Annotated in this window: 14 protein-coding genes, 1 tRNA gene and 1 pseudogene; 9 read left to right on the plus strand and 7 right to left on the minus strand. The window is 70.0% G+C overall.

The genetic code is table 11. The features are described 5' to 3' along the window. The first annotated feature begins 16 nt into the window (after positions 1-16). The gene (locus ACGFRB_RS17395) at positions 17-1,417 is read left to right on the plus strand and encodes an ArsA-related P-loop ATPase (protein ID WP_393244154.1); all 1,401 of its coding nucleotides are present in this window, start codon (positions 17-19) and stop codon (positions 1,415-1,417) included. 279 nt (positions 1,418-1,696) lie between these two features. Here ACGFRB_RS17395 and ACGFRB_RS17400 read toward each other — a convergent pair whose 3' ends face one another. After that, on the minus strand, positions 1,697-2,041 hold the full coding sequence (locus ACGFRB_RS17400) for a WhiB family transcriptional regulator (RefSeq protein ID WP_363005501.1): 345 nt from the start codon (positions 2,039-2,041) through the stop codon (positions 1,697-1,699). A 372-nt stretch (positions 2,042-2,413) separates the two neighbouring features. Here ACGFRB_RS17400 and ACGFRB_RS17405 point away from each other — a divergent pair, with 372 nt between their 5' ends. Continuing rightward, positions 2,414-4,723 carry a transglycosylase domain-containing protein gene (locus ACGFRB_RS17405; RefSeq protein WP_393243871.1) on the plus strand — a complete coding sequence of 770 codons (2,310 nt, stop codon included), beginning with the start codon at positions 2,414-2,416 and terminating at the stop codon, positions 4,721-4,723. A gap of 103 nt (positions 4,724-4,826) precedes the next feature. Here the strand turns inward: ACGFRB_RS17405 and ACGFRB_RS17410 are convergent, their stop codons facing one another. After that, entirely contained in the window at positions 4,827-5,291 is a 465-nt protein-coding gene (locus tag ACGFRB_RS17410) for a GatB/YqeY domain-containing protein (RefSeq protein WP_363005505.1), read from the minus strand. A 74-nt stretch (positions 5,292-5,365) separates the two neighbouring features. Between ACGFRB_RS17410 and ACGFRB_RS17415 the strand changes: the two genes are divergently transcribed. The 3 genes from ACGFRB_RS17415 to ACGFRB_RS17425 all read left to right on the plus strand — a co-directional run bounded on the left by ACGFRB_RS17415 (position 5,366) and on the right by ACGFRB_RS17425 (position 8,878). After that, positions 5,366-6,307, plus strand: a complete 942-nt coding sequence (locus ACGFRB_RS17415; RefSeq protein ID WP_363005507.1) for a metallophosphoesterase — start codon at positions 5,366-5,368, stop codon at positions 6,305-6,307. A 212-nt stretch (positions 6,308-6,519) separates the two neighbouring features. Next, positions 6,520-6,593 (plus strand) — tRNA-Pro (locus ACGFRB_RS17420). 272 nt (positions 6,594-6,865) lie between these two features. Further along, positions 6,866-8,878 carry a hypothetical protein gene (locus ACGFRB_RS17425; RefSeq protein WP_393243874.1) on the plus strand — a complete coding sequence of 671 codons (2,013 nt, stop codon included), beginning with the start codon at positions 6,866-6,868 and terminating at the stop codon, positions 8,876-8,878. 70 nt (positions 8,879-8,948) lie between these two features. Here the strand turns inward: ACGFRB_RS17425 and ACGFRB_RS17430 are convergent, their stop codons facing one another. Then, on the minus strand, positions 8,949-10,133 hold the full coding sequence (locus tag ACGFRB_RS17430) for a LacI family DNA-binding transcriptional regulator (protein ID WP_393243876.1): 1,185 nt from the start codon (positions 10,131-10,133) through the stop codon (positions 8,949-8,951). On the opposite strand from ACGFRB_RS17430, the pseudogene ACGFRB_RS17435 reads away from it, so the two are divergent. Together ACGFRB_RS17435 and ACGFRB_RS17440 are read left to right on the plus strand one after the other, a co-directional pair. Beyond that, a pseudogene (locus ACGFRB_RS17435) lies at positions 10,117-10,395 on the plus strand (glycosyltransferase); the annotation flags it as partial. The gene ACGFRB_RS17430 and the pseudogene ACGFRB_RS17435 sit on opposite strands and share 17 nt — an antisense overlap. 110 nt (positions 10,396-10,505) lie before the next feature. Then, positions 10,506-11,549 carry a serine hydrolase domain-containing protein gene (locus ACGFRB_RS17440; protein WP_393243878.1) on the plus strand — a complete coding sequence of 348 codons (1,044 nt, stop codon included), beginning with the start codon at positions 10,506-10,508 and terminating at the stop codon, positions 11,547-11,549. 385 nt (positions 11,550-11,934) lie between these two features. Here the strand turns inward: ACGFRB_RS17440 and ACGFRB_RS17445 are convergent, their stop codons facing one another. Beyond that, on the minus strand, positions 11,935-12,087 hold the full coding sequence (locus ACGFRB_RS17445; protein ID WP_329533063.1) for a hypothetical protein: 153 nt from the start codon (positions 12,085-12,087) through the stop codon (positions 11,935-11,937). Beyond that, the gene (locus tag ACGFRB_RS17450; RefSeq protein ID WP_393243880.1) at positions 12,088-12,729 is read right to left on the minus strand and encodes a hypothetical protein; all 642 of its coding nucleotides are present in this window, start codon (positions 12,727-12,729) and stop codon (positions 12,088-12,090) included. Between the two features lie 1,179 nt (positions 12,730-13,908). Here ACGFRB_RS17450 and ACGFRB_RS17455 point away from each other — a divergent pair. Further along, the gene (locus ACGFRB_RS17455; RefSeq protein ID WP_393243882.1) at positions 13,909-14,208 is read left to right on the plus strand and encodes a hypothetical protein; all 300 of its coding nucleotides are present in this window, start codon (positions 13,909-13,911) and stop codon (positions 14,206-14,208) included. A gap of 417 nt (positions 14,209-14,625) precedes the next feature. Beyond that, a complete protein-coding gene (locus ACGFRB_RS17460; RefSeq protein WP_393243884.1) occupies positions 14,626-16,032 on the plus strand; it encodes a hypothetical protein in 1,407 nt (468 codons plus the stop codon). Between the two features lie 158 nt (positions 16,033-16,190). Here the strand turns inward: ACGFRB_RS17460 and ACGFRB_RS17465 are convergent, their stop codons facing one another. Both ACGFRB_RS17465 and ACGFRB_RS17470 read right to left on the minus strand, forming a co-directional pair. Continuing rightward, positions 16,191-17,213 (minus strand): aldo/keto reductase, encoded by a 1,023-nt coding sequence (locus ACGFRB_RS17465; protein ID WP_393243886.1) that lies wholly within the window; start codon positions 17,211-17,213, stop codon positions 16,191-16,193. Positions 17,214-17,354: 141 nt separating this feature from the next. Then, positions 17,355-18,950: an FAD-dependent monooxygenase gene (locus ACGFRB_RS17470; protein ID WP_393243888.1), complete on the minus strand. Its 1,596-nt coding sequence runs from the start codon at positions 18,948-18,950 to the stop codon at positions 17,355-17,357.

The raw sequence follows: 18,950 nt of genomic DNA on the forward strand, positions 1-18,950 counted from the left end.
GGGCGCCGGGGGCGGGCTGGACAGCGTGTCCGTCCTCGCGCTCGATCCGCTGCTGGACGACCCGGCCACCCGCATCATCGTGTGCTGCGGCGCGGGCGGGGTCGGCAAGACGACGACCGCGGCGGCGCTCGGCGTACGGGCTGCGGAGCGCGGGCGGCGGGTGGTCGTCCTCACCATCGACCCGGCGCGCCGGCTCGCCCAGTCGATGGGCATCGACTCCCTCGACAACGTGCCGCGCCGGGTGCCGGGCATCAAGGGCTCGGACGGCGGCGAACTGCACGCGATGATGCTCGACATGAAGCGGACCTTCGACGAGATCGTCGAGGCGCACGCGGACGCCGACCGGGCGCGGGCCATTCTGGAGAACCCCTTCTACCAGTCCCTGTCGGCCGGTTTCGCCGGTACGCAGGAGTACATGGCGATGGAGAAGCTGGGCCAGCTGAGGGCCCGGGACGAGTGGGACCTGATCGTGGTCGACACCCCGCCGTCCCGTTCGGCGCTCGACTTCCTGGACGCGCCGAAGCGTCTCGGGTCTTTCCTGGACGGGAAGTTCATCAAACTGCTCATGGCTCCGGCGAAGGTCGGCGGCCGGGCCGGGATGAAGTTCCTGAACGTCGGCATGTCGATGATGACGGGGACGCTGGGCAAGCTGCTCGGCGGGCCGTTCCTGAAGGACGTGCAGACCTTCGTGGCCGCGATGGACACGATGTTCGGCGGCTTTCGGACCCGGGCGGACGCCACGTACCGGCTGCTCCAGGCGCCGGGCACGGCCTTCCTCGTGGTCGCCACCCCCGAGCGGGACGCGCTGCGCGAGGCGGCGTACTTCGTGGAGCGGCTGGCGGCGGAGGGGATGCCGCTGGCCGGACTCGTCCTCAACCGGGTACACGGCAGCGGTGCCGCCTGGCTGTCGGCCGAGCGGGCGCGGGCCGCGGCCGAAAATCTTGACGAGGGCCGCATTGTGGATCAGGGGGCCGGGAAGACTGCTGGAGGTGGCCCCCGGGCCATCTCTCCCGAGCCGTCAGACCCCCCTGTGGCCCCCACCGCAGGCCCCGTGCCCGACCTCGCCACCGCCGCCGGATCCACCACCGGAACCACCGCCGTACCCGAGCCCGTCCGTACGTCCGCACCCGAAGCTGCCCCCACAGCCGACGGGGAGCACGGCGAGCCGCCCTCCGCACCGCATGCCTCCGGTGCACCCGGCGCGCCCGACGTCCGGGAACTCACCGCCGGGCTGCTCCGTCTCCACGCCGAACGGATGCGGGTGCTCGCGCGTGAGCAGCGCACCCGCGACCGCTTCACCGCGCTCCACCCCGAGGTCTCGGTCGCCGAAGTGGCCGCCCTGCCCGGTGATGTGCACGATCTCGACGGTCTGCGCGCCATCGGCGAGCGTCTGGCGATCGGGCGGATACCGTCGTAGCCCACGTGCCGTAGCCGGTACGGCGGACCCAGCCCCCGACACCGGCACCGGCCCCCGGCCACGTACCGCGGCCCTCACGCTCGGTCCCACTCCGTACGTCCCGCCCATGCGTCGTACGTACCGTTCTTACGCCACACGACGTACTCGCGTGTCCGTGTACTCACGTACACGTGTTTACGTATCCGCGTACCCACGCGTCCGCACGCGACGGCCCGGCCCGCCGGCCCATGGCCGCCCGGCCGGTGCGGGAGCCGCCCTGCCCGGAGGAATCCGGGGAGGTCAGCCCACCGCCGCGTACGCCTCGTACGTCGCGTCCTCGTCGAGCGCCACGGGCAGCAGGCCCGCGCCGCGCTCGTACTCCGTGCGCGCGGTCTCCAGCAATCTCCGCCACGAGGTGACGGTCGGCCGTCGGCGCAGCAGAGCGCGCCGTTCGCGCTCCGTCATCCCGCCCCACACACCGAATTCCACACGGTTGTCGAGGGCGTCGGCGAGGCATTCGGTCCGCACCGGACATCCGGTGCACACCGCCTTCGCCCTGTTCTGCGCCGCACCCTGCACGAATAGTTCATCCGGATCGGTAGTGCGGCAGGCGGCCTGCGCACTCCAGTCAGCTACCCAGCCCATACCGGCGCCGTCCTCTCCCGAATCGAGGCTCCCCCACGGCGGCAGCGGCATATTCACCGCTGCCAGTTGGGACGTTACGGAAGGTAGGGACAGCGCAACACCCCCGTCGGGCCCAATCTTGAATGGCCCGAACGGACTATGCGTGCGCGGGAGATCACCCAGAGGAGTGATGGAAGGGCATGATGAACCTATCGGACATGAGCCGAATTCACGCCTCAATCGGGCATGGATTCCAGACGTTTCGGGTACGCCGGGATACACGCCGCCGTCATGCATGAATCGTGGTACGCGACCACTCTGCTGTGACAGTTGGGAGCAGCTTAGGCCAAGGCATATACGCGTGTCCGGCGAATGAGAACGTAGGCTGCCTCCATGCCAAAGAAGCGCTCGGGCGGAGGTCTGACCGGGACCCAGCAGGCCGCCAAGTTCCTCGGAGTCAGCGTGCTCGCCGGAGCCGTGCTGGCGGGCATCGCCCTGCCGGCCACCGGTGTGGTCGGGCTGGCGGCCAAGGGCACGGTCGAAGGTTTCGACGAGATCCCGTCCAACCTGAAGACGCCACCTCTGAGTCAGCGCACGACGATCCTCGACTCCCAGGGCGGGCACCTCGCCACCGTGTACTCGCGCGACCGCCAGGTCGTCCCGCTGGACAAGATGTCCCCGTACATCCAGAAGGCCATCGTCGCCATCGAGGACGGCCGCTACTACGAGCACGGGGCGATCGACCTCAAGGGCGTGCTGCGCGCCATCAACCGCAACGCCCAGTCGGGCGGCGTGTCGCAGGGCGCCTCCACACTCACCCAGCAGTACGTGAAGAACGTCTTCGTCGAGGAGGCGGGCGACGACCCGGAGAAGGTCGCCCTCGCCACCCAGCAGACCATGGGCCGCAAGGTGCGCGAGCTGAAGTTCGCCATCCAGGTCGAGGAGGAGCTGGGCAAGAAGAAGATCCTGGAGAACTACCTCAACATCACCTTCTTCGGGCAGCAGGCCTACGGCATCGAGGCCGCCTCGCAGCGCTACTTCTCCAAGCACGCCGCCGACCTGACCCTGCCCGAGGCCGCCATGATGGCCGGCCTGGTGCAGTCGCCGAGCCGCTACGACCCGGTCAACGACATCCAGGAGGCCACCAAGCGCCGCAATGTCGTGCTCCAGCGGATGGCCGACCACAAGGACATCACCCAGGCAGAGGCCGACCAGGCGAAGGCCACCCCGATCACGCTGAAGGTGAAGGCTCCGAAGAACGGCTGCATCACCGCCGTCGACGGCGCCGGCTTCTTCTGCGACTACGTCCGCAAGACGATCCTCAGCGACCCGGTCTTCGGCAAGACGGCCGAGGAGCGGCAGAAGCTGTGGAACCTGGGCGGTCTGACCGTCCGGACCACGCTCTCGCCGACCGCCCAGGCCGCCGCCAACGAGGCCGCGGTCGCCAAGGTCGACAAGGACGACACGGTCGCCGCCACGGTGGTCCAGGTCCAGCCCGGCAGCGGCAAGATCCTCTCGATGGGCCAGTCCCGCCCGTACGGCCTGGACCAGAAGCTGCACCAGACGACGCTCAACCTGTCCGTCGGCAGCAAGATGGGCGGTACGACCTTCGGCTTCCAGGTCGGTTCGACGTTCAAGCCGATCACGGCCGCGGCGGCGCTCGAAAAGGGTCTGAGCACGGCGCAGAGCTTCAATGACCCGACCCAGATCACGGTCCCGGAGAACGGCTACTCCCGTTGTGACGGCACGCCCGCCGGCTCCGGCCAGTGGGAGGTCAACAACGAGCTGGAGTCGGAAAAGGGCCACTACGACATGACGAGTGCCCTCGGCAAGTCCATCAACACGTACTTCGCGCGGCTGGAGCAGATGGCCGGTCTCTGCGAGACGCTGACGATGGCGAAGAAGGTCGGCTACGACCGCGGGCTGGGCAAGCCGCTCCAGCAGAAGCCGTCGGCGACCCTCGGCGGTCTGGAGAGCACCCCGCTCGACATGGCGGCCGTCTACGCCACCTTCGCCAACCGCGGCACGTACTGCACGCCCGTCGCGATCGAGTCGATCACGACGGCGGGCGGCCAGAAGCTGCCGGTCCCGAAGTCCAGCTGCTCGCGCGCGATGAGCGAGCACACCGCCGACACCGTGAACCAGATGCTGAAGGGTGTCGTCGAGGACGGTACGGGCGCCACCGCCGGCCTGACCGACCGGGACAACGCGGGCAAGACCGGTACCACCAACGACCGCAAGGACGCCTGGTTCGTCGGCTACACCCCGAACCTGTCCACGGCGGTGTGGGTCGGTGACGACATCGGCGAGAAGACCCCGATGTACGACATCACCATCGGCGGGCAGTTCTACCCCAAGGTCTGTGGTGGCTGTCTGCCGGGCCCGATCTGGAAGATCGCGATGACCGGAGCCCTGGACGCCGACCAGACCCCGTCCTTCGTCCCGGTCGACGTGGCGCGCGGTGACGACCCGAACAAGGGCAGGGCGCAGCAGCCGGGCGACGCCGGAAACGGGAACGGGAACGGCGGCGCGAACGGCAATGGCAACGGGAACGGCAATGGGAACGGCAACGGCAACGACAAGCCGGGCGGCGGGCAGCCGGGGACCGGTACTCCGACCCTTCCCGGCGGGATCTTCCCGCCCGGCATGATCGGCGGTACGGGCGGCCGAGGCCAGGGGAACGGGAACGGCGGCAACCCGTAGACCGCGGGCCCGGCCTGGCATATGACAGAGGGCGCCCCTCCCGGAACCGTTCGGTTCCGGGAGGGGCGCCCTCTTCGCGTGGGTACGGAGCGGGTGCCCCGGCTCAGCCGGCGAGCAGCCGCTTCACGGCGGTGGCGACGCGGCCGCCCTCGGCACGGCCCGCGACCTTCGGGTTGACGATCTTCATGACGGCGCCCATCGCCCGCGGCCCCTCGGCGCCCGCCGCCTTCGCCTCCTCGACGGCGCCGGCCACGATGGCCTCCAGCTCCGCGTCGGTCAGCTGCTGCGGCAGATACGCGTCGAGGAGGACACCCTCCGCCCGCTCGCGTTCGGCCGACTCCGCGCGACCGCCCTGGGCGAAGGCGTCCGCGGCCTCGCGGCGCTTCTTCGCCTCCTTGGCGATCACCTTCTGCACCTCGTCGTCGGAGAGTTCGCGCTTCGTCGTACCCGCGACCTCTTCCTTCTGGATCGCGGTGAGGGTCAGCCGCAGAGTCGAGGAGCGCAGCTCGTCGCGCTCCTTGATCGCGGCGTTGAGGTCGTCCTTAAGCCTGGCCTTGAGCGTGGTCATGACCCCAAGTGTGTCAGGTGCCCGGCTCCCGGCGCCCGCGCATTTACGTCCGGCGGGTCTGCGACGATAAGGGGATGCGCGCACGGTACGGGATCCCCCTGAAGATCACGGCAGGTCTCACGGCGACGGCCGCGGCCGGACTCGTCTACGCGGCGGGCTTCGAAGCCCGCTCCTTCCGACTGCGCCGGGTGACCATCCCGGTGCTCCCCCGGGGCATGCGCGACCTGCGGGTCCTCCAGGTCTCGGACATCCACATGGTGAGCGGGCAGCGCAAGAAGCGCGCCTGGCTGCAGTCCCTCGCCGGACTGCGCCCCGACTTCGTCGTCAACACCGGCGACAACCTCTCGGACCCCGAGGCGGTGCCCGAGGTGCTGGACGCGCTCGGGCCGCTGATGGAGTTCCCGGGTGTCTACGTCTTCGGCTCCAACGACTACTACGGCCCCCGGCTGCGCAACCCCGCCCTGTATCTGAAGGAGAAGATGCAGGGGAAGCACGGCCTCAACGGCAACCCGCCGGTGAAGGGCGCCCTGCACAACCCGTGGGAGGGCCTGCGGGACGCCTTCGACGCGGCGGGCTGGGTCGACCTCACCAACACCCGCGGCCGGCTGAAGCTGCCGGGCGCGGAACTCGCCTTCACCGGCGTCGACGACCCGCACATCAAGCGGGACCGGTACGAGCGGGTCGCGGGCGGCCCGGAGCAGGACGCCGACTTCTCGATGGGCGTCGTGCACGCGCCGTACCTGCGGATGCTCGACGCGTTCACGGCGGACCGCTACGACCTGATCCTCGCCGGCCACACCCACGGCGGGCAGCTGTGCGTGCCCTTCTACGGGGCGCTGGTCACCAACTGCGACCTGGACACCGACCGGGTCAAGGGCCTGTCCACCCACACGGCCGACGGCCACACCTCGTATCTGCACGTCTCGGCGGGCTGCGGCACCAACCGCTACACCCCGGTCCGCTTCGCCTGCCCGCCGGAGGCGACCTTGCTGACGCTGACGGCGGCGCGGGGCTGAGGCCGGTAGGGGCCCCTGCCGCAGGCGGGGGCTGGGCGGGGCCGGGCCGGAGGTGGCCGGGCGGGGCACGGCGCACAGCCGGGAGTCACGCCCGGGGCACCGCTTCCGACCTGCGGCGGGGGCTCGCGAGAACCGGATTTCGTCTCTGGGCGCCGGTGGGCTAAAGTAATCGATGTCGCCGCGACGAGATGAAAAAATCGGAACAGCGACATCGGGGTGTAGCGCAGCTTGGCAGCGCGCTTCGTTCGGGACGAAGAGGTCGTGGGTTCAAATCCCGCCACCCCGACAGCCAGTAAGACCAGGTCAGGGGCCTGATCCGAGAAATCGGATCAGGCCCCTGAGTGGTTTCCGGGGGCGCCCTGGGAGCCGTTTGGGAGCCGACTCCTTGCACGCCCCCTGAGCACTACCGTCCCGAGAGTCCAGATGGCCATGGATCTTGGTTGAACGACGATCGGCAGATCCATGCGTCTGCCAGGGAGTGGAGCTTCAATGGGGAACAGCGGCGGCGCTGCTACACACTCCGGGGTCGACTTTCAGCAGCGCATCGCAGCTCTCGTCATGAGCCACATACTGTGCGACACCTCAGACCTGGATCTCCTGGGGTTCGGCAGCGTGCGGGTCGACGAGCTGCGCTTCGAGACCGCCGACAACATCGACGATCTCGTGCTGGTCGGCCCAGATGGACGACTCTTCATCCAGGCGAAGAACACGATCAGCTTGTCGGCAGACCCCTCATCGGACTTCGGGTCCGTCTTGGCCCAGTTTGTTGGTCAATATGTGGGCGACAAACAGGCTGACGACGTGTACGTACTTGCTACGTCGACCGAGGCTTCCTCCAACGTTCGGAAGGTACTTCGCAAGCTGACCGAGGCGGCTCGGCTCAACAGATCCGGCAGCACGACGATGCCCCTCACGAACGGGGAGAAGGACGTACTGGGCAAGACCGAGGCAATCATCCGCCATCACTATCAAGCCGCGACAGGGACTGCCCTCTCTCAGGAAGACATCCAACACATCCTGGCCAGAATGCGGATCTGCTCCTTGGACATCCGAGAGGGAGGGTCCCTGGAAACCGCTGCTCTCATGATGCTAGGCAGCAAAGCCGTGGTCCCTCCCCAGTTGCTGTGGGGCAGCCTGGTCGCGTTCGCTGTCTCACTGGCGAGAGACCGTCTCTCCATCACCGCCACCGGATTGAAGGAGCGCATGGGGCGGTACGTGAGCCGACATGACGAGGGCAACGGCGGCGCTGCTTCAGAGCTCTTCACGGAGGACCTCCTCGCCGGACTCTCCTATGGTCGAGAGGTTGTACTGGCACGGGCCCCCTTCGAGGACTGCGACTTCCTCATCGCGGACTTCAGACGGTTCGACGACACCGGGGCGAGACGCCTGAAGTTCGGCGAGGGCCACGTGGAGCTAGCCCCGGAAGAGCGGTGGGAAATCGTCGGCCGCTGGGCCACCAGCACAGGGCTCGAACGCTACCTACAGCGTCATGCCGACGACTACCAAGACAAACGGGTAGTCGTGGCGCCCGCCAATCCCGCGGACGACCCCAACAGGTCACTCGCAGCGCTCGCCCATGGAGCCCAGTGCGCCATGCTGGCCGCCGGCATCGAAGACCCTTTTCTGTGCAGGCACTGCGGCGACCCCATCTCGGAAGACGGGGCACCCCTGGTCGAAGTGGACGAGGAGGGCGTGCCGGCAGACATCGGTCTGGTCCACGAAGCATGCCGCACACCCACAGACCGCGTCCTCGGAGGCGTCGACGCAGCCCTGTTCCGGGAGAACGGGCGATTGCGAAACTTCGACTACAAGGGGTGGCTGACGGCAGCTCAGGGAGGGCAGTGGTTGCTTGGTGGCCTTCTGAGGTCGTCACTGAAGCTCGCGCCCATCGCCTGGAAGTCCGAGTACGACAACTTTTCGCAAGGCAGTTGGTGCGTCGAGTTGTCTCTGGAAGACGGAACCGTGCGCTACGTCATGGACCGTGGGCGAGTTATGCGATTCTCGGCTCGTCGCGCCACAGACACCGCAGAGGAAATGAGCCAGCACATCTCCGAGGCCGGCCAGGCTGGCGACCCTCTCTGCTACACGGCCGACGGCTCTATGTCCGGCTCCTACTCTCAGCTCCTCGGCCAAGGCCACGACCCTGTCCTCTGCACAGGAGCGACTCCCGTGCGATACAGCCGGGCCATCGGAGACGCCTACTCCGACTGCAAGCAGTACTACGCCCCGCTCGCCTACCTGGTAGACGCGGAGACCGGCGAGCCCGTCGTGGTGGACGGCGTGATCTCCCTGCTCCACAACCCACTGGATCTGGACTCATACGTCGCGAACTGGGCCCGATGCGGCATCGAGCTCCCGGACTTCACCGTGTCGGCGATCCTGACCGACGACCAATTCGATCGCTTCGTCCGGCTGGCGATGACGCGCGGCGTAGGCATCGTGATCGACCCGAAGCTGAGTCTTCGTAGAAAGCTGATAAGCGGCTTCTGGGTGGAATGCTTCGAGCAACTGATACACATCGCCTCCCAGCGAGCGCAGGGCCACAGAGATACCCCTTCGGACCAGCGGTGAGACGCGGGGGAACTCGCGTCAGGTGGCCCTCAGGGGAACTGACCGCGTTGACCAGCTCCCCTGACGTCGACTACCGAGTTGCAGCCGGGCGCGTCCTCAACAGCTCGTCGAGGACCCGCACCGGAGACCTGCGACACATCGCCAGGCGGGCGTCGAGAGCCGCCTCCCACTGCTCGGTCAGGCCGGCCATGAGGCGGCGGCGCATGCCCGGGGTGACGTGGGCGTAGCGGGCTGAGACGGAGCCGTCGATGTGCCCCATGCGCTCGTCCATGAGGACCTTCTCGGTGCCCAGGTCCTCCATCATCGTTCGGTGGGTGTGGCGCAGGCCGTGCGGCGTGAGGCCCTTGGCGATCGGGAGCCAGCAGGCGTCTGCTCGGTCGGTGGCGTTGCGGCCCCGGGACGGGACGCCGGGCCACGGTTCGCCCAGGAGCGGGACGGGGCGGGCTTCCTGGGGTGCCTTTTTCGGGTACCAGCCGGAGACTGCCGGGGTGAACAGCCAGGTGGCGGAGCCGTTGCGGCGCCAGTGAGCTGCGTGTTCCGACACGGTGCCGCCTCGTACGAACCCGAGATCCGCGATGGCCTGTTCCACCTTTGCCCTCGTGGCCTCGGCGACGCGGGCGGGGTGGTTGAGGACGTTGGACACCGTGCCCGTGGAGACGTCGGCGCGGCGGGCGACGTCGGCGAGCTTGGCTCCCTGATGGCCGCCGGTGCGGGCCGCCCCGAACCCTCGGTAGACGTAGGTCTTGCCGTGGCAGGAGCAGGGCGCCGGCTTCGTGCGGGCGATGTGGTTGGCGACCAGGGCGGAGAGCCAGTCTGGCGAGTCGAGGGTGCGGTAGCTGTCGTCCTTGGGCGGGACACGCACCAGCTCTCCGGTGTCCAGCTCGTACAGCTGCCACTCGACGCGGAAGGATCCGGTTCGGACGAACTCCGTCTCCAGGCCGACCATTTCCGCCCAGCGCACGCCGGTGTAGCCCTTGTGCACGACGGCGACGAACTCGTCGTCACGGCCGGAGAGCAGGGAGGCCCGTTCGGCGATGAGCAGGATGCCGAGTGCGTCGGTGATGACCTTCTCCGGTCCGCGGTCGCGTGAGCGGCCGGCGCGCTTGCCGCGCCCGCGCCGCCTGGCCGCCGGGTTGGAGGTGATCAGGCCCTCGTCGATCGCGTCTTCGAGGATCAGGTGGAGTGTAGAGCGCCAGGTCTTGACGCTGGAGGCCGCGTACAGGGCCCGCTCCTGCTTCTCCACCCTGGAGGCCATGGGCCTGGTCGCCCTCGAAGCCCAAGCCTGCGGACTCCCTGTCCTCTACCAGCCCGTCCCCGGCCTCAGCGAAGCCCTCGCCGCCTCGGGGGTGGCCACCGACTTCACCCACCCCACCGCCCTCACCCGGGACCTGGACCGCCTGCGGAACGAACCCGGGCTCCTGCCCGCCCTTCGGCAGGCCGGATACGCAAACGCCGCCCGCTATCCCCTGTCGAAGACCGCCCGAGAACTGGCCGGCCTCAGCCGACAGTTCACCTGACACCCGACCAGTCAGTCACCGCCGAGGCGACCGGCGGCACGCCATTGCCCGGCCCACCCGAGCGGGCTCACTACGCTGGCCCACGGGATGCCCAGACGAAGAGGGAGACCATGCCGTACCGCACCGACCGGATCGAGCACCTGCTGAGCGAAGGCGTCCGCGACAAGGTTTACCCGGGCGCGGCATGGGCCGTCGGCGACTCGGGCGGAGTCCGGGCGACGGGCGCCACCGGTGTCCTGGACCCCGACGAGCCGGGCGTGAAGATGCGGCCGGACACCATCTTCGACGCAGCCAGCCTCACCAAGATCCTCGCCGTCTGGGCCTCCGTCGGAGCCTTGTGGGAGGACGGCGTCCTCGACCTCGACGCCCCGCTCGGCACGTTCTGGGACGAGGCCGCCGGCCACCCGCTTGGGGGCGTGACCGCGCGGCAGCTTCTGACCCACACCGCGGGCCTCCCTCTCCGGGCCCAGTTGAAGAACCTCTACGGCACCGACCCCGCCGACATCCGACGCGGAGTCCTGCGCGAAGCCCTCAACCGGCCTCCCGACGAAGCGGTCGAGTACACCGACCGGGCCGCCCTCATCCTCGGCTACCTCGCCGAATACCTCTCCGGCCGACCCATCGACCAGTTCTCCGAGGAGAGGACCTGGCGCCCACTGGGCATGGACTCCACACGCTTCGGCCCGCTGCCCGCCGAGGTGGCGTCCCGGTGCGCCCCCACCGAAGTCGACCAGGACACCGGCACCCACCTCAAGGGCATCGCCCACGATTTCTCCGCCCGGCTCCTCGGCGGGGTGTGCGGCATCGCCGGGGTCTTCACCGTCCTCGCCGACCTGGCCGTCTTCCTGCGCTACATGCTCGCCCCCACCGCGGCCTCCGCAGAGGCCGGGTTCGGCGCGGACTGGACCGCCCATTCCCTCACCGTGCAGACCGGTGGCCTCCAGCCCGAGCGCGGCCTGTTCTGGCACCCGGCCCCCGGCACCACCGGCGAGCAGGACGTCTGGGTCCACTACGGCTTCACCGGCACCGGAATGTGGATCTCCCCCACCCAGGACCGGTGGGCCGTGCTGCTGACCAACAAGCTCTACTACACCCGGGACCGCCAACCACTGACGGATGTCCGCAACACGTTTCGTGGTCTGGCCTTCTCCTAAGGGGCTCAACCCCCGTTGGCGGTCAGTCGGCGACGGTGCCACGGCAGCCGAGTGGGGCCAGTAGTCAGACGCTAATCTCCGAGCTGATGCGTAACCTCGATGAATCACGCTGATCGCTGCCCGTTGGGAGCCGTCTGGGAGCCGGCCTGCTCCCCAAGCCCCCGCGAGACCACCCGAGCCCACCGCACACCAACGCTGTGACCAGGTGAAACGGCAAACGGGCCGGTGCAGATCCGGACCGAACCTCATTCGGGACGTAGAGGTTGTGGGTCCAAATCCCGCCACCCCGGCAGCTGAAACACCAGGACAGGGGCCTGACCCACATCACGGGTCAGGCCCCTGTCGGCTTTGCGCCGGCCGCCAAGTGGGCTTCAGCCGAGCGCGGTCAGTCAGGACCTGCCCCGTACAGCGTCAGCATCAGTGCCACAACGGCAACACCGACCAAGAGCGCAGCGCCTAGTCGTTCGTCGCGCCGAGATTCGCGCACGACGAAGCAGCCGACCATGGCGATCAGGGCGAGAGTCAATGTGTCAGGCATTCACGCCTCCCGCGCTTCCGCTGTGCGGTCATCGGCTCGACCGACAGCAGGCGACTGGGCCGCTCGGAAACGGGACATCTCATCACCGTCCCGACTGTGACGCGCGCGGCGACCGAGCCGCTTGAGTTTGCGGCGTACTCGCTCACCCAGAGCCTCAGCGTCACCCTGCACGTACGCCTGCGAGGTGAGGGCCAACACCATGGCGGCCGCCTCGGTCCAACTCGACGTCCCCGAACGGGACCAGGCGAGCGCGACGGCTCTCTCGATCGGGAACATCTGCTCCAGCACGGCGAGCACATGCGGATCATCAGGCAGCATCCCCGTAAGGATGTCGGCCGGGTCGGGCCCTCCTGCAACGAGGTCGGCGAGAGTCAGCCCATTCTCCAGAACGGGGACATCAAGGCTGAGCAGCCGCTCTCCGGCGCAGCGTCGACGCCACAGTGGCGTGAGCTGTCGGTGGATCTCCCTCACCTCACGCATCAGCTGGGAGAGAGCCCCCCGGCGGATGGTGCCGTGCGTGTACAGGGTGCTCGCCCAGTCGCCAAGGAGAGCCGTGGTCACCGGTTCCTGCCAGCGAGCTCCCCGCCACAGGCCGAGGTCGACGGCCATGAACTTCTCGATGAGCTCGGTGTTGCCGAGCACCGCCTCGTTCCGTGCTTCCACGGCGCGTGCCGCGAGCCTGGCCTCACGGGCCTCTGCCTGAGCCTCCGGGGAGCTGGGCTTCGCGGCGATGGCCGCTCCACTGCATGGGCGGTCGACCTCCCCCTCTGTCCAGGTCCGCACGATCTCCCAAGGTTCGAGTCGAGGGCAGTCCAGGAACAAGCGTCCTACCAGCAGTCGTCCACCGTCCCTTTCGTTGCCGAAATAGAAGTAGGAGCTGTCGCGGACTCCCCCATCGCCCCCGTACGCGATGAGGTCGCCCTCACCCAATACAGGGAGGCCGCGAGTGGACTGTGGATCAACAGGTACGGGCTTCGGCTCAGGAAGTACCCGCCACCGCCTGACTAGGCCATACCGCGCGTAAAGGGTGTCGAGGTCCTCAGCTTCCGTCTCTGACACATCGGCCTGGCGGGGTGGGACGGTTACAGGCGGTGCCGCCGCTTCCAATGCCTGCGGTTTTTCGAGAGCTTCCGGCGTCATGGGTGGTGCCTCCGGTAGATGATGGGCGAGCCTGTCCTCTCTCGGGCGCCGCAACGCCCCGAACCGGCAATCCCCACCCCGGAATCTTGAGTGACCTGCACCACACCACCGAAGAACGTGCCGAGGCTTCCGGCCTTCCGACGTCTGGCTCCCCACTCCCGCATCCCCGCCCCCTGCGAGCCTTGAGAGTAGGACGTATCACCTGGGAGCCGTTGGGGAGCCGATTCGTTCCCCGAACCCCCGCAAGACCGCCCCGCTCCTATCCACACCAACCCTCTGAACAGGGAAAACATCATCAAAGCTGATGACGATCTTCGCCGGACCTCATTCGGGACGAAGAGGTCGTGGGTTCAAATCCCGCCACCCCGACAGCCAGTAAGACCAGGTCAGGGGCCTGATCCGAGAAATCGGATCAGGCCCCTGAGTGGTTTTCTGGGGCGCCTTGGGAGCCGCTGGGGACCGGCTTCGAGATCCGGCTCCCCCAACGACTCGGGGCGCCGGCCCGGAACCGCCTGGGACACGTACCTCGGCCGACAGGGCTGACTGCCGGAACAGGCTGCGGGACGTGTCCGGGACGCGTCCCGGACGGCCTTTCGCCTTCCGGAGGCCCCTCCGCCCAGGACAGAGTGTCGCTCGGTCCGGCCCCGACTCCCCGGGGCCATCGGCAACGGAGGTATCTCCATGCTCACCACCCGCGTCCGCACCTTCGCCGCGGCCGGCGTACTGGCCGGTGCCCTCATGACGGGAGCGGTCACCACAGCGCCCGCGCAGGCCGCCGCGACGACCTACGACGAGTCCCTCGGCGGGCCGATCCGCAGCTGCGCCGCCGCGAGCTGCGCCGTGGTCCTCCAGACGTCGGCCGGCCAGAGCGTCGATTGGGACTCCTCGAAGGTCAACTCCTCGGGCAACCGCTGGTACCACACCGTCTTCCCGGCCACCGGCTGGATCTACTGCGGAAATCTCCGCTACGCGCCCTGCTGACCGTCCGGCTCATCAGGACGATCCGTCCCGGCCGATGGCCCCCCTCCGCCGGGCGGAGGGGGGCCATCGGATGTCCATTCCGCACAAGGTGATTCACCCGGAGCCCAGGCGAGTACACGCCTGGGGCCGTAGGAATTCGGCCACGCCCGCCGCTGGGCCGGTGGGGTCCGTCGGGCGGGTGGGGGAGGTGCGGCGCGGCGGAGGTGGCGCGGGGGCGGTGGGGCGGCGTACGCCGGGGGCACGGGGCGCAAACCCGTCGTACGGGAATGGCCAGTCCTGGCCGGGCGCCCCTTATCGTGACGCGCCACGCATGGTGCGCTACGGGGTGTCGCCGCATCCGTCCGGCGTACACGGTTACGCGGGGCGGGTGCGGCGGCGCAGTCCCGCTGTGCGCAGTCCGACGCGAGGAGCCGCACCATGTCCACCCCTCCTGCCGTTCCGCTCCGAGTCACCCTGGTCAACGGCAGCTTCGAGCAGCCGGCCGTCACCGATGTCGAGTTCCTGCCGGACGCCTCGCAGACGCAGGCGACCAAACGAGTCCCGGGCTGGCGCACCACCGCCTCCGACCATCTGATCGAGCTGTGGCACTCGGGCTTCAACGGTGTGCCGTCCGCCGACGGCGTCCAGTTCGCCGAGCTCAACGCCAACGAGGTCTCCACGCTCTACCAGGACCTGCCCACCACCCCCGGCACGACGCTGTACTGGCAGCTGTACCACCGGGGCCGGCTGGGCAATGACACGATGGCGCTGGACATCGGCGCGCCCGGGAACGCCATCGAGCAGCGGCGGTTCACGGACGGCAACACCGCCTGGGGCCACTACACCGGCACGTATGTCGTCCCCGTCGGCCAGACGACCACCCGGTTCGCCTTCCGATCCGTCTCCGCCGCCGGCGGCAACCGCGGTATCGGCAACTTCCTCGACGGCATCTTCTTCGGCACCCCGCCCTTCGTGGTGCTCACCAAGTCCGCATCGCCCACGGGGCCGTTGGACATCGGCGATGTCATCACGTACCGGATCAACGCGCGGAACGAGGGCGGCGGCGCGGCCGAGAATCTCGTGCTCGGCGATGTGATCCCGGACGGCACGACGTACCTGCCGGGCTCGCTGCGGATCATCGAGGGCCCGAACTCCGGCGTGAAGACCGACGCCCAGGGTGACGACCAGGCGTACTACGACACCGGGGCGCGGAAGGTCGTCTTCCATCTCGGCAACGGGGCGTCCGCCTCGGCGGGCGGCAGTCTCGCCAGCACCGAGACCGTGCCGGCCGGGACCACCGTCGAGTACCGGGTCGTCATCGACCGGGCGAGCGGGGGCAAGCAGGTCAGCAACACCGCCGGCGCCACGTACGAGAACCGGCTCGGCGACACCCCGCAGCCCCTGACCGCCACCTCGAACGAGCAGGTCACCAAGGTGAACCCGGCCGCCGATCTGTCGGTGGCCAAGGCCGCCGACCGGACGACGGTGGCGGTCGGCGAGACGGTGACGTACCGCGTCACCGTCCGCAACTCCGGACCGAACCAGGCGACCGGCGTCACCGTCGCCGACCGGCTCCCGGCCGGGCTCACCTTCCTGTCCGCCGACGGCCCCGGCCGTTACGACCCCGCCACCGGGCGGTGGGCCGTGGGCGACCTGCCCGACGGCGCCGGGGCGACGCTCGTGCTGCGCGCGAAGGCGACCACGGCCGGCGCGGTGGTCAACACCGCCACCGCCACCGCCTTGGAGAAGGACCCCGACCCCGCGGACAACACCGACTCCGTGACCGTCTGCGTCGAGCCCGCCCGCTCCTGCTGCGACCCCTGCGCCGACCGGATGGAGCGGTAGCGGGGGAGAGAGGGAGCGAGGAAGCGAGGCCAGGGGGAGGGGACGGGGGAGTTGGTCGGCTCCCGTCCCCTCCCCCGTGGCGGGACGGGAGCAGGGTCGCCGGGAGATCCGGGAATGCCGGCAGGGGCCGGGCGCCGGGACGGGTGCCTGTCGGCGGGTCACACCGCCAGGGCCGGTTCCGGGTGGTGGGGGGCGACGGTTTGGGAGGCGAGTGGTTCGAGCAGGCACAGGTCGCCGGGGGTGAGGGTGATGCGGGCGGCCGCGGTGTTCTCGTCCACGCGATGGGGGCGGCGCGTTCCCGGGAGGGGAACGACGGGCAGTCCGTGCGCGGGCGCCCTGTGGTGGACCCAGGCCAGGGCGATCTGGGGGAGGGCCGCGGCGTGCCGGCGGGCGACGTGGCGCAGCGGCGACAGCAGGGCCTGGTTCGACCGGGCGGGCTCGCCGGCGTACCGGGGCAGGACGCGGCGCAGGTCGCCGGGGTGCAGTTCGTCCTCCTCGGCGCGCAGCATCCGGGCCAGGAACCCCCCGCCGAGCGGGGCGGACGGCACCAGCGCGGCCCCCGTCTCGCGCGCGGCGGGCACGATGTCGTCCTCCACGGCCCGGTCGAAGAGCGACCACGCGCACTGGACGGCGGCGATCGGGTGGACGGCCGCGGCGGCGCGCACGTCGGGGGCGGTGGGCTCGCTGAGTCCGAGGTGGGCCACTTTGCCCTCGGCCACGAGTTCCGCCATCGCCCCGACGGTCTCCTCGATCGGCACCGACGGGTCACGGCCGTGCAGGGAGAAGAGGTCGAGGCGGTCCGTGTTCAGGCGGCGCAGGCTGCCTTCGACGCGGCTGCGGACATAGGCCCGGTCGCCGCGGACGATGCGCCGCGCGGGGTCGAACGGGTCCGGGGCGATACCGAACTTGGTGGCGACGACGACCTCGTCGCGGTGGGCCCGGACGAAGGGGGCGAGCAGTTCCTCGTTCGCGCCCGCGCCGTACACGTCGGCGGTGTCGAAGAGGGTCACTCCCCGATCGAGGGCGCGTTCCAGGGTGGCGCGGACCGTGGACCTGTCGATGTGCCCGGGGGTGAGACTCATGCCCGTACAGCCCAGTCCCTGGACGCCGACGGCCGGGCCGCCGCGGCCGAGTTCGACGGTGGGGCGGCCGGCTCTGCCGGCGGGTCCGATGGCGCTCATTCCTCTGCTCCTGTCGCGTGCTCGGGTGCTCGGGTGCTCGGGTGCTCGGGTGCTCGGGTGCTGCTGAGACGGGCGACGCCCGCCCGGCGCGGACCGCGCGGGGCGGGCGTCCTCGGTGGTACGGGGATACGGGGGCCGGGGTCAGGGGGCGGGGACGCGTCGCCCGAGGAGCGCGTCGAGTGCGCGTTCCAGTCCCGGGCCGCCGTCCGCCGTCTCGTCGCCGGCCCACGCGAGGTAGCCGTCCGGCCGCAGGAGCACAGCGGTGAACGGCAGCGGCGTCTGTGTCCGGGCGTGGACCACGTCCACGGCCTCCCGCCAGGGCGCGGCGGCCTTCTCAAGGGCGGGGGCCGTGTCCGGGTCGAGCAGCAGCAGGGTGACGCGGCCGGAGCGGGTCAGGCGCGCCACGGCGGTCCGCTCGCCGTCGACGAGCAGCGGGAGGTTGGGCAGGAACATTCCGGTCCAGGCCGACTGCCCCGGGGTGCGGGGCAACCGGACGTCCTGGTCGCTGATCATGTCGCCGAGCTGCCGGCTGACCGCCGGGTTGCGCAGCAGGTCGGTGAAGAGCGAGCGCAGCGGGTCGTGGGCGGCGCCCGGGGTCATGAGGGCGAGCTGGGCCCGGGTGTTGTCGATGGTGCGGGCGGCGGGGGGCCGGCGTTCGGCGGTGTAGTCGTCGAGCAGGCCGGCGCCGGGCCAGCCGCGCAGGCGGTGGGCGAGGCGCCAGGCGAGGTTGACGGCGTCCTGAATGCCGAGGTTGAGCCCCTGTCCGCCGACGGGGAAGTGGACGTGGGCGGCATCGCCGGCCAGCAGGACCCGGCCCGCGCGGTAGGTGTGGACGAGGCGGGCGTAGTCGCTGAAGCGGTCGAGGAAGCGGGCGTCGCGCATGGGGATGTCGCGTCCCGCGATCCGGGAGACGGTGGCGTGGAGTTCCGCCAGCGTCAGGGGGGTGCCGCGGTCGGGGCGGGGGCCGGCGAAGTCGAAGGCGGCGACCCGGCTGGGCCCGTACGGGTTCGGCCCGATGACGGTCCAGCCGCGTTCGGTGACGGTCCAGCCGGCCGGTGCGGCGTACACGTCCTCCAGGTCGACCACGCCGAGGACGGCCTGGGTACGCGGCAGGTGTTCCTCGTAGGTGAAGCCGGCCTGTTCGCGTACCAGGCTGCGGGCGCCGTCCGCGCCGACGACGTGGCCGGCGCGCAGCGACGACCGGCCATCGGGTCCTTCAAGGGTGAGGGTGACCTCCTCCTCGTCCTGCTCCAGGGCGACGACGCGGTGGCGGCGCAGGACGGTGGCCCCGTGCTCGCGGGCGACGCGTTCGAAGAGCCGTTCCAGGTCGCCCTGGGAGCGGCCGACGATGGGTTCGCCCTCCACGGCCGGACCGGTGATGGTCAGTCCGGGCAGCCCGGCGAAGTGGAAGGGCTGGGCGCGTTCCTCGCCGAGCAGTTCCACGGTGGGCTCGGGCGTGGCGAGGTATCCGCGTCGGGCGAGCGTCTGCGCGGTGCGCGCGTGCAGGGTTCCGGCTTTGGGGACGTCGAGTGTGTCGGGGTTCTGTTCGACGACCGTGACCGGGACGCCGTACCGGCCGAGTTCGGCGGCGACGAGCATGCCGACCGGTCCGCCGCCGACGACGGCCACCGGGGCGTGCCGGGAATCCCGGGCGGGCGCGGTCGCGCGGGCGGGCGCGGTCGCGGCGGCGGTGGCGGGCGCGGTCGCGGCGGCGGGGGTGGAGGAAGAGGAGGTCAC

The sequence above is a fragment of the Streptomyces sp. NPDC048718 genome, from assembly GCF_043198875.1.
In the GTDB taxonomy this organism is placed as follows: domain Bacteria; phylum Actinomycetota; class Actinomycetes; order Streptomycetales; family Streptomycetaceae; genus Streptomyces.

What these genes read in the sequence shown, in the direction of transcription:
- ACGFRB_RS17400 (WP_363005501.1), bottom strand. Translation starts at nt 2,041, where the DNA reads ATGGGCTGGGTAGCTGACTGGAGTGCGCAGGCCGCCTGCCGCACTACC.
- ACGFRB_RS17405 (WP_393243871.1), top strand. Translation starts at nt 2,414, where the DNA reads ATGCCAAAGAAGCGCTCGGGCGGAGGTCTGACCGGGACCCAGCAGGCC.
- ACGFRB_RS17410 (WP_363005505.1), bottom strand. Translation starts at nt 5,291, where the DNA reads ATGACCACGCTCAAGGCCAGGCTTAAGGACGACCTCAACGCCGCGATC.
- ACGFRB_RS17415 (WP_363005507.1), top strand. Translation starts at nt 5,366, where the DNA reads ATGCGCGCACGGTACGGGATCCCCCTGAAGATCACGGCAGGTCTCACG.
- ACGFRB_RS17425 (WP_393243874.1), top strand. Translation starts at nt 6,866, where the DNA reads ATGAGCCACATACTGTGCGACACCTCAGACCTGGATCTCCTGGGGTTC.
- ACGFRB_RS17430 (WP_393243876.1), bottom strand. Translation starts at nt 10,133, where the DNA reads ATGGCCTCCAGGGTGGAGAAGCAGGAGCGGGCCCTGTACGCGGCCTCC.
- ACGFRB_RS17440 (WP_393243878.1), top strand. Translation starts at nt 10,506, where the DNA reads ATGCCGTACCGCACCGACCGGATCGAGCACCTGCTGAGCGAAGGCGTC.
- ACGFRB_RS17445 (WP_329533063.1), bottom strand. Translation starts at nt 12,087, where the DNA reads ATGCCTGACACATTGACTCTCGCCCTGATCGCCATGGTCGGCTGCTTC.
- ACGFRB_RS17455 (WP_393243882.1), top strand. Translation starts at nt 13,909, where the DNA reads ATGCTCACCACCCGCGTCCGCACCTTCGCCGCGGCCGGCGTACTGGCC.
- ACGFRB_RS17460 (WP_393243884.1), top strand. Translation starts at nt 14,626, where the DNA reads ATGTCCACCCCTCCTGCCGTTCCGCTCCGAGTCACCCTGGTCAACGGC.
- ACGFRB_RS17465 (WP_393243886.1), bottom strand. Translation starts at nt 17,213, where the DNA reads ATGAGCGCCATCGGACCCGCCGGCAGAGCCGGCCGCCCCACCGTCGAA.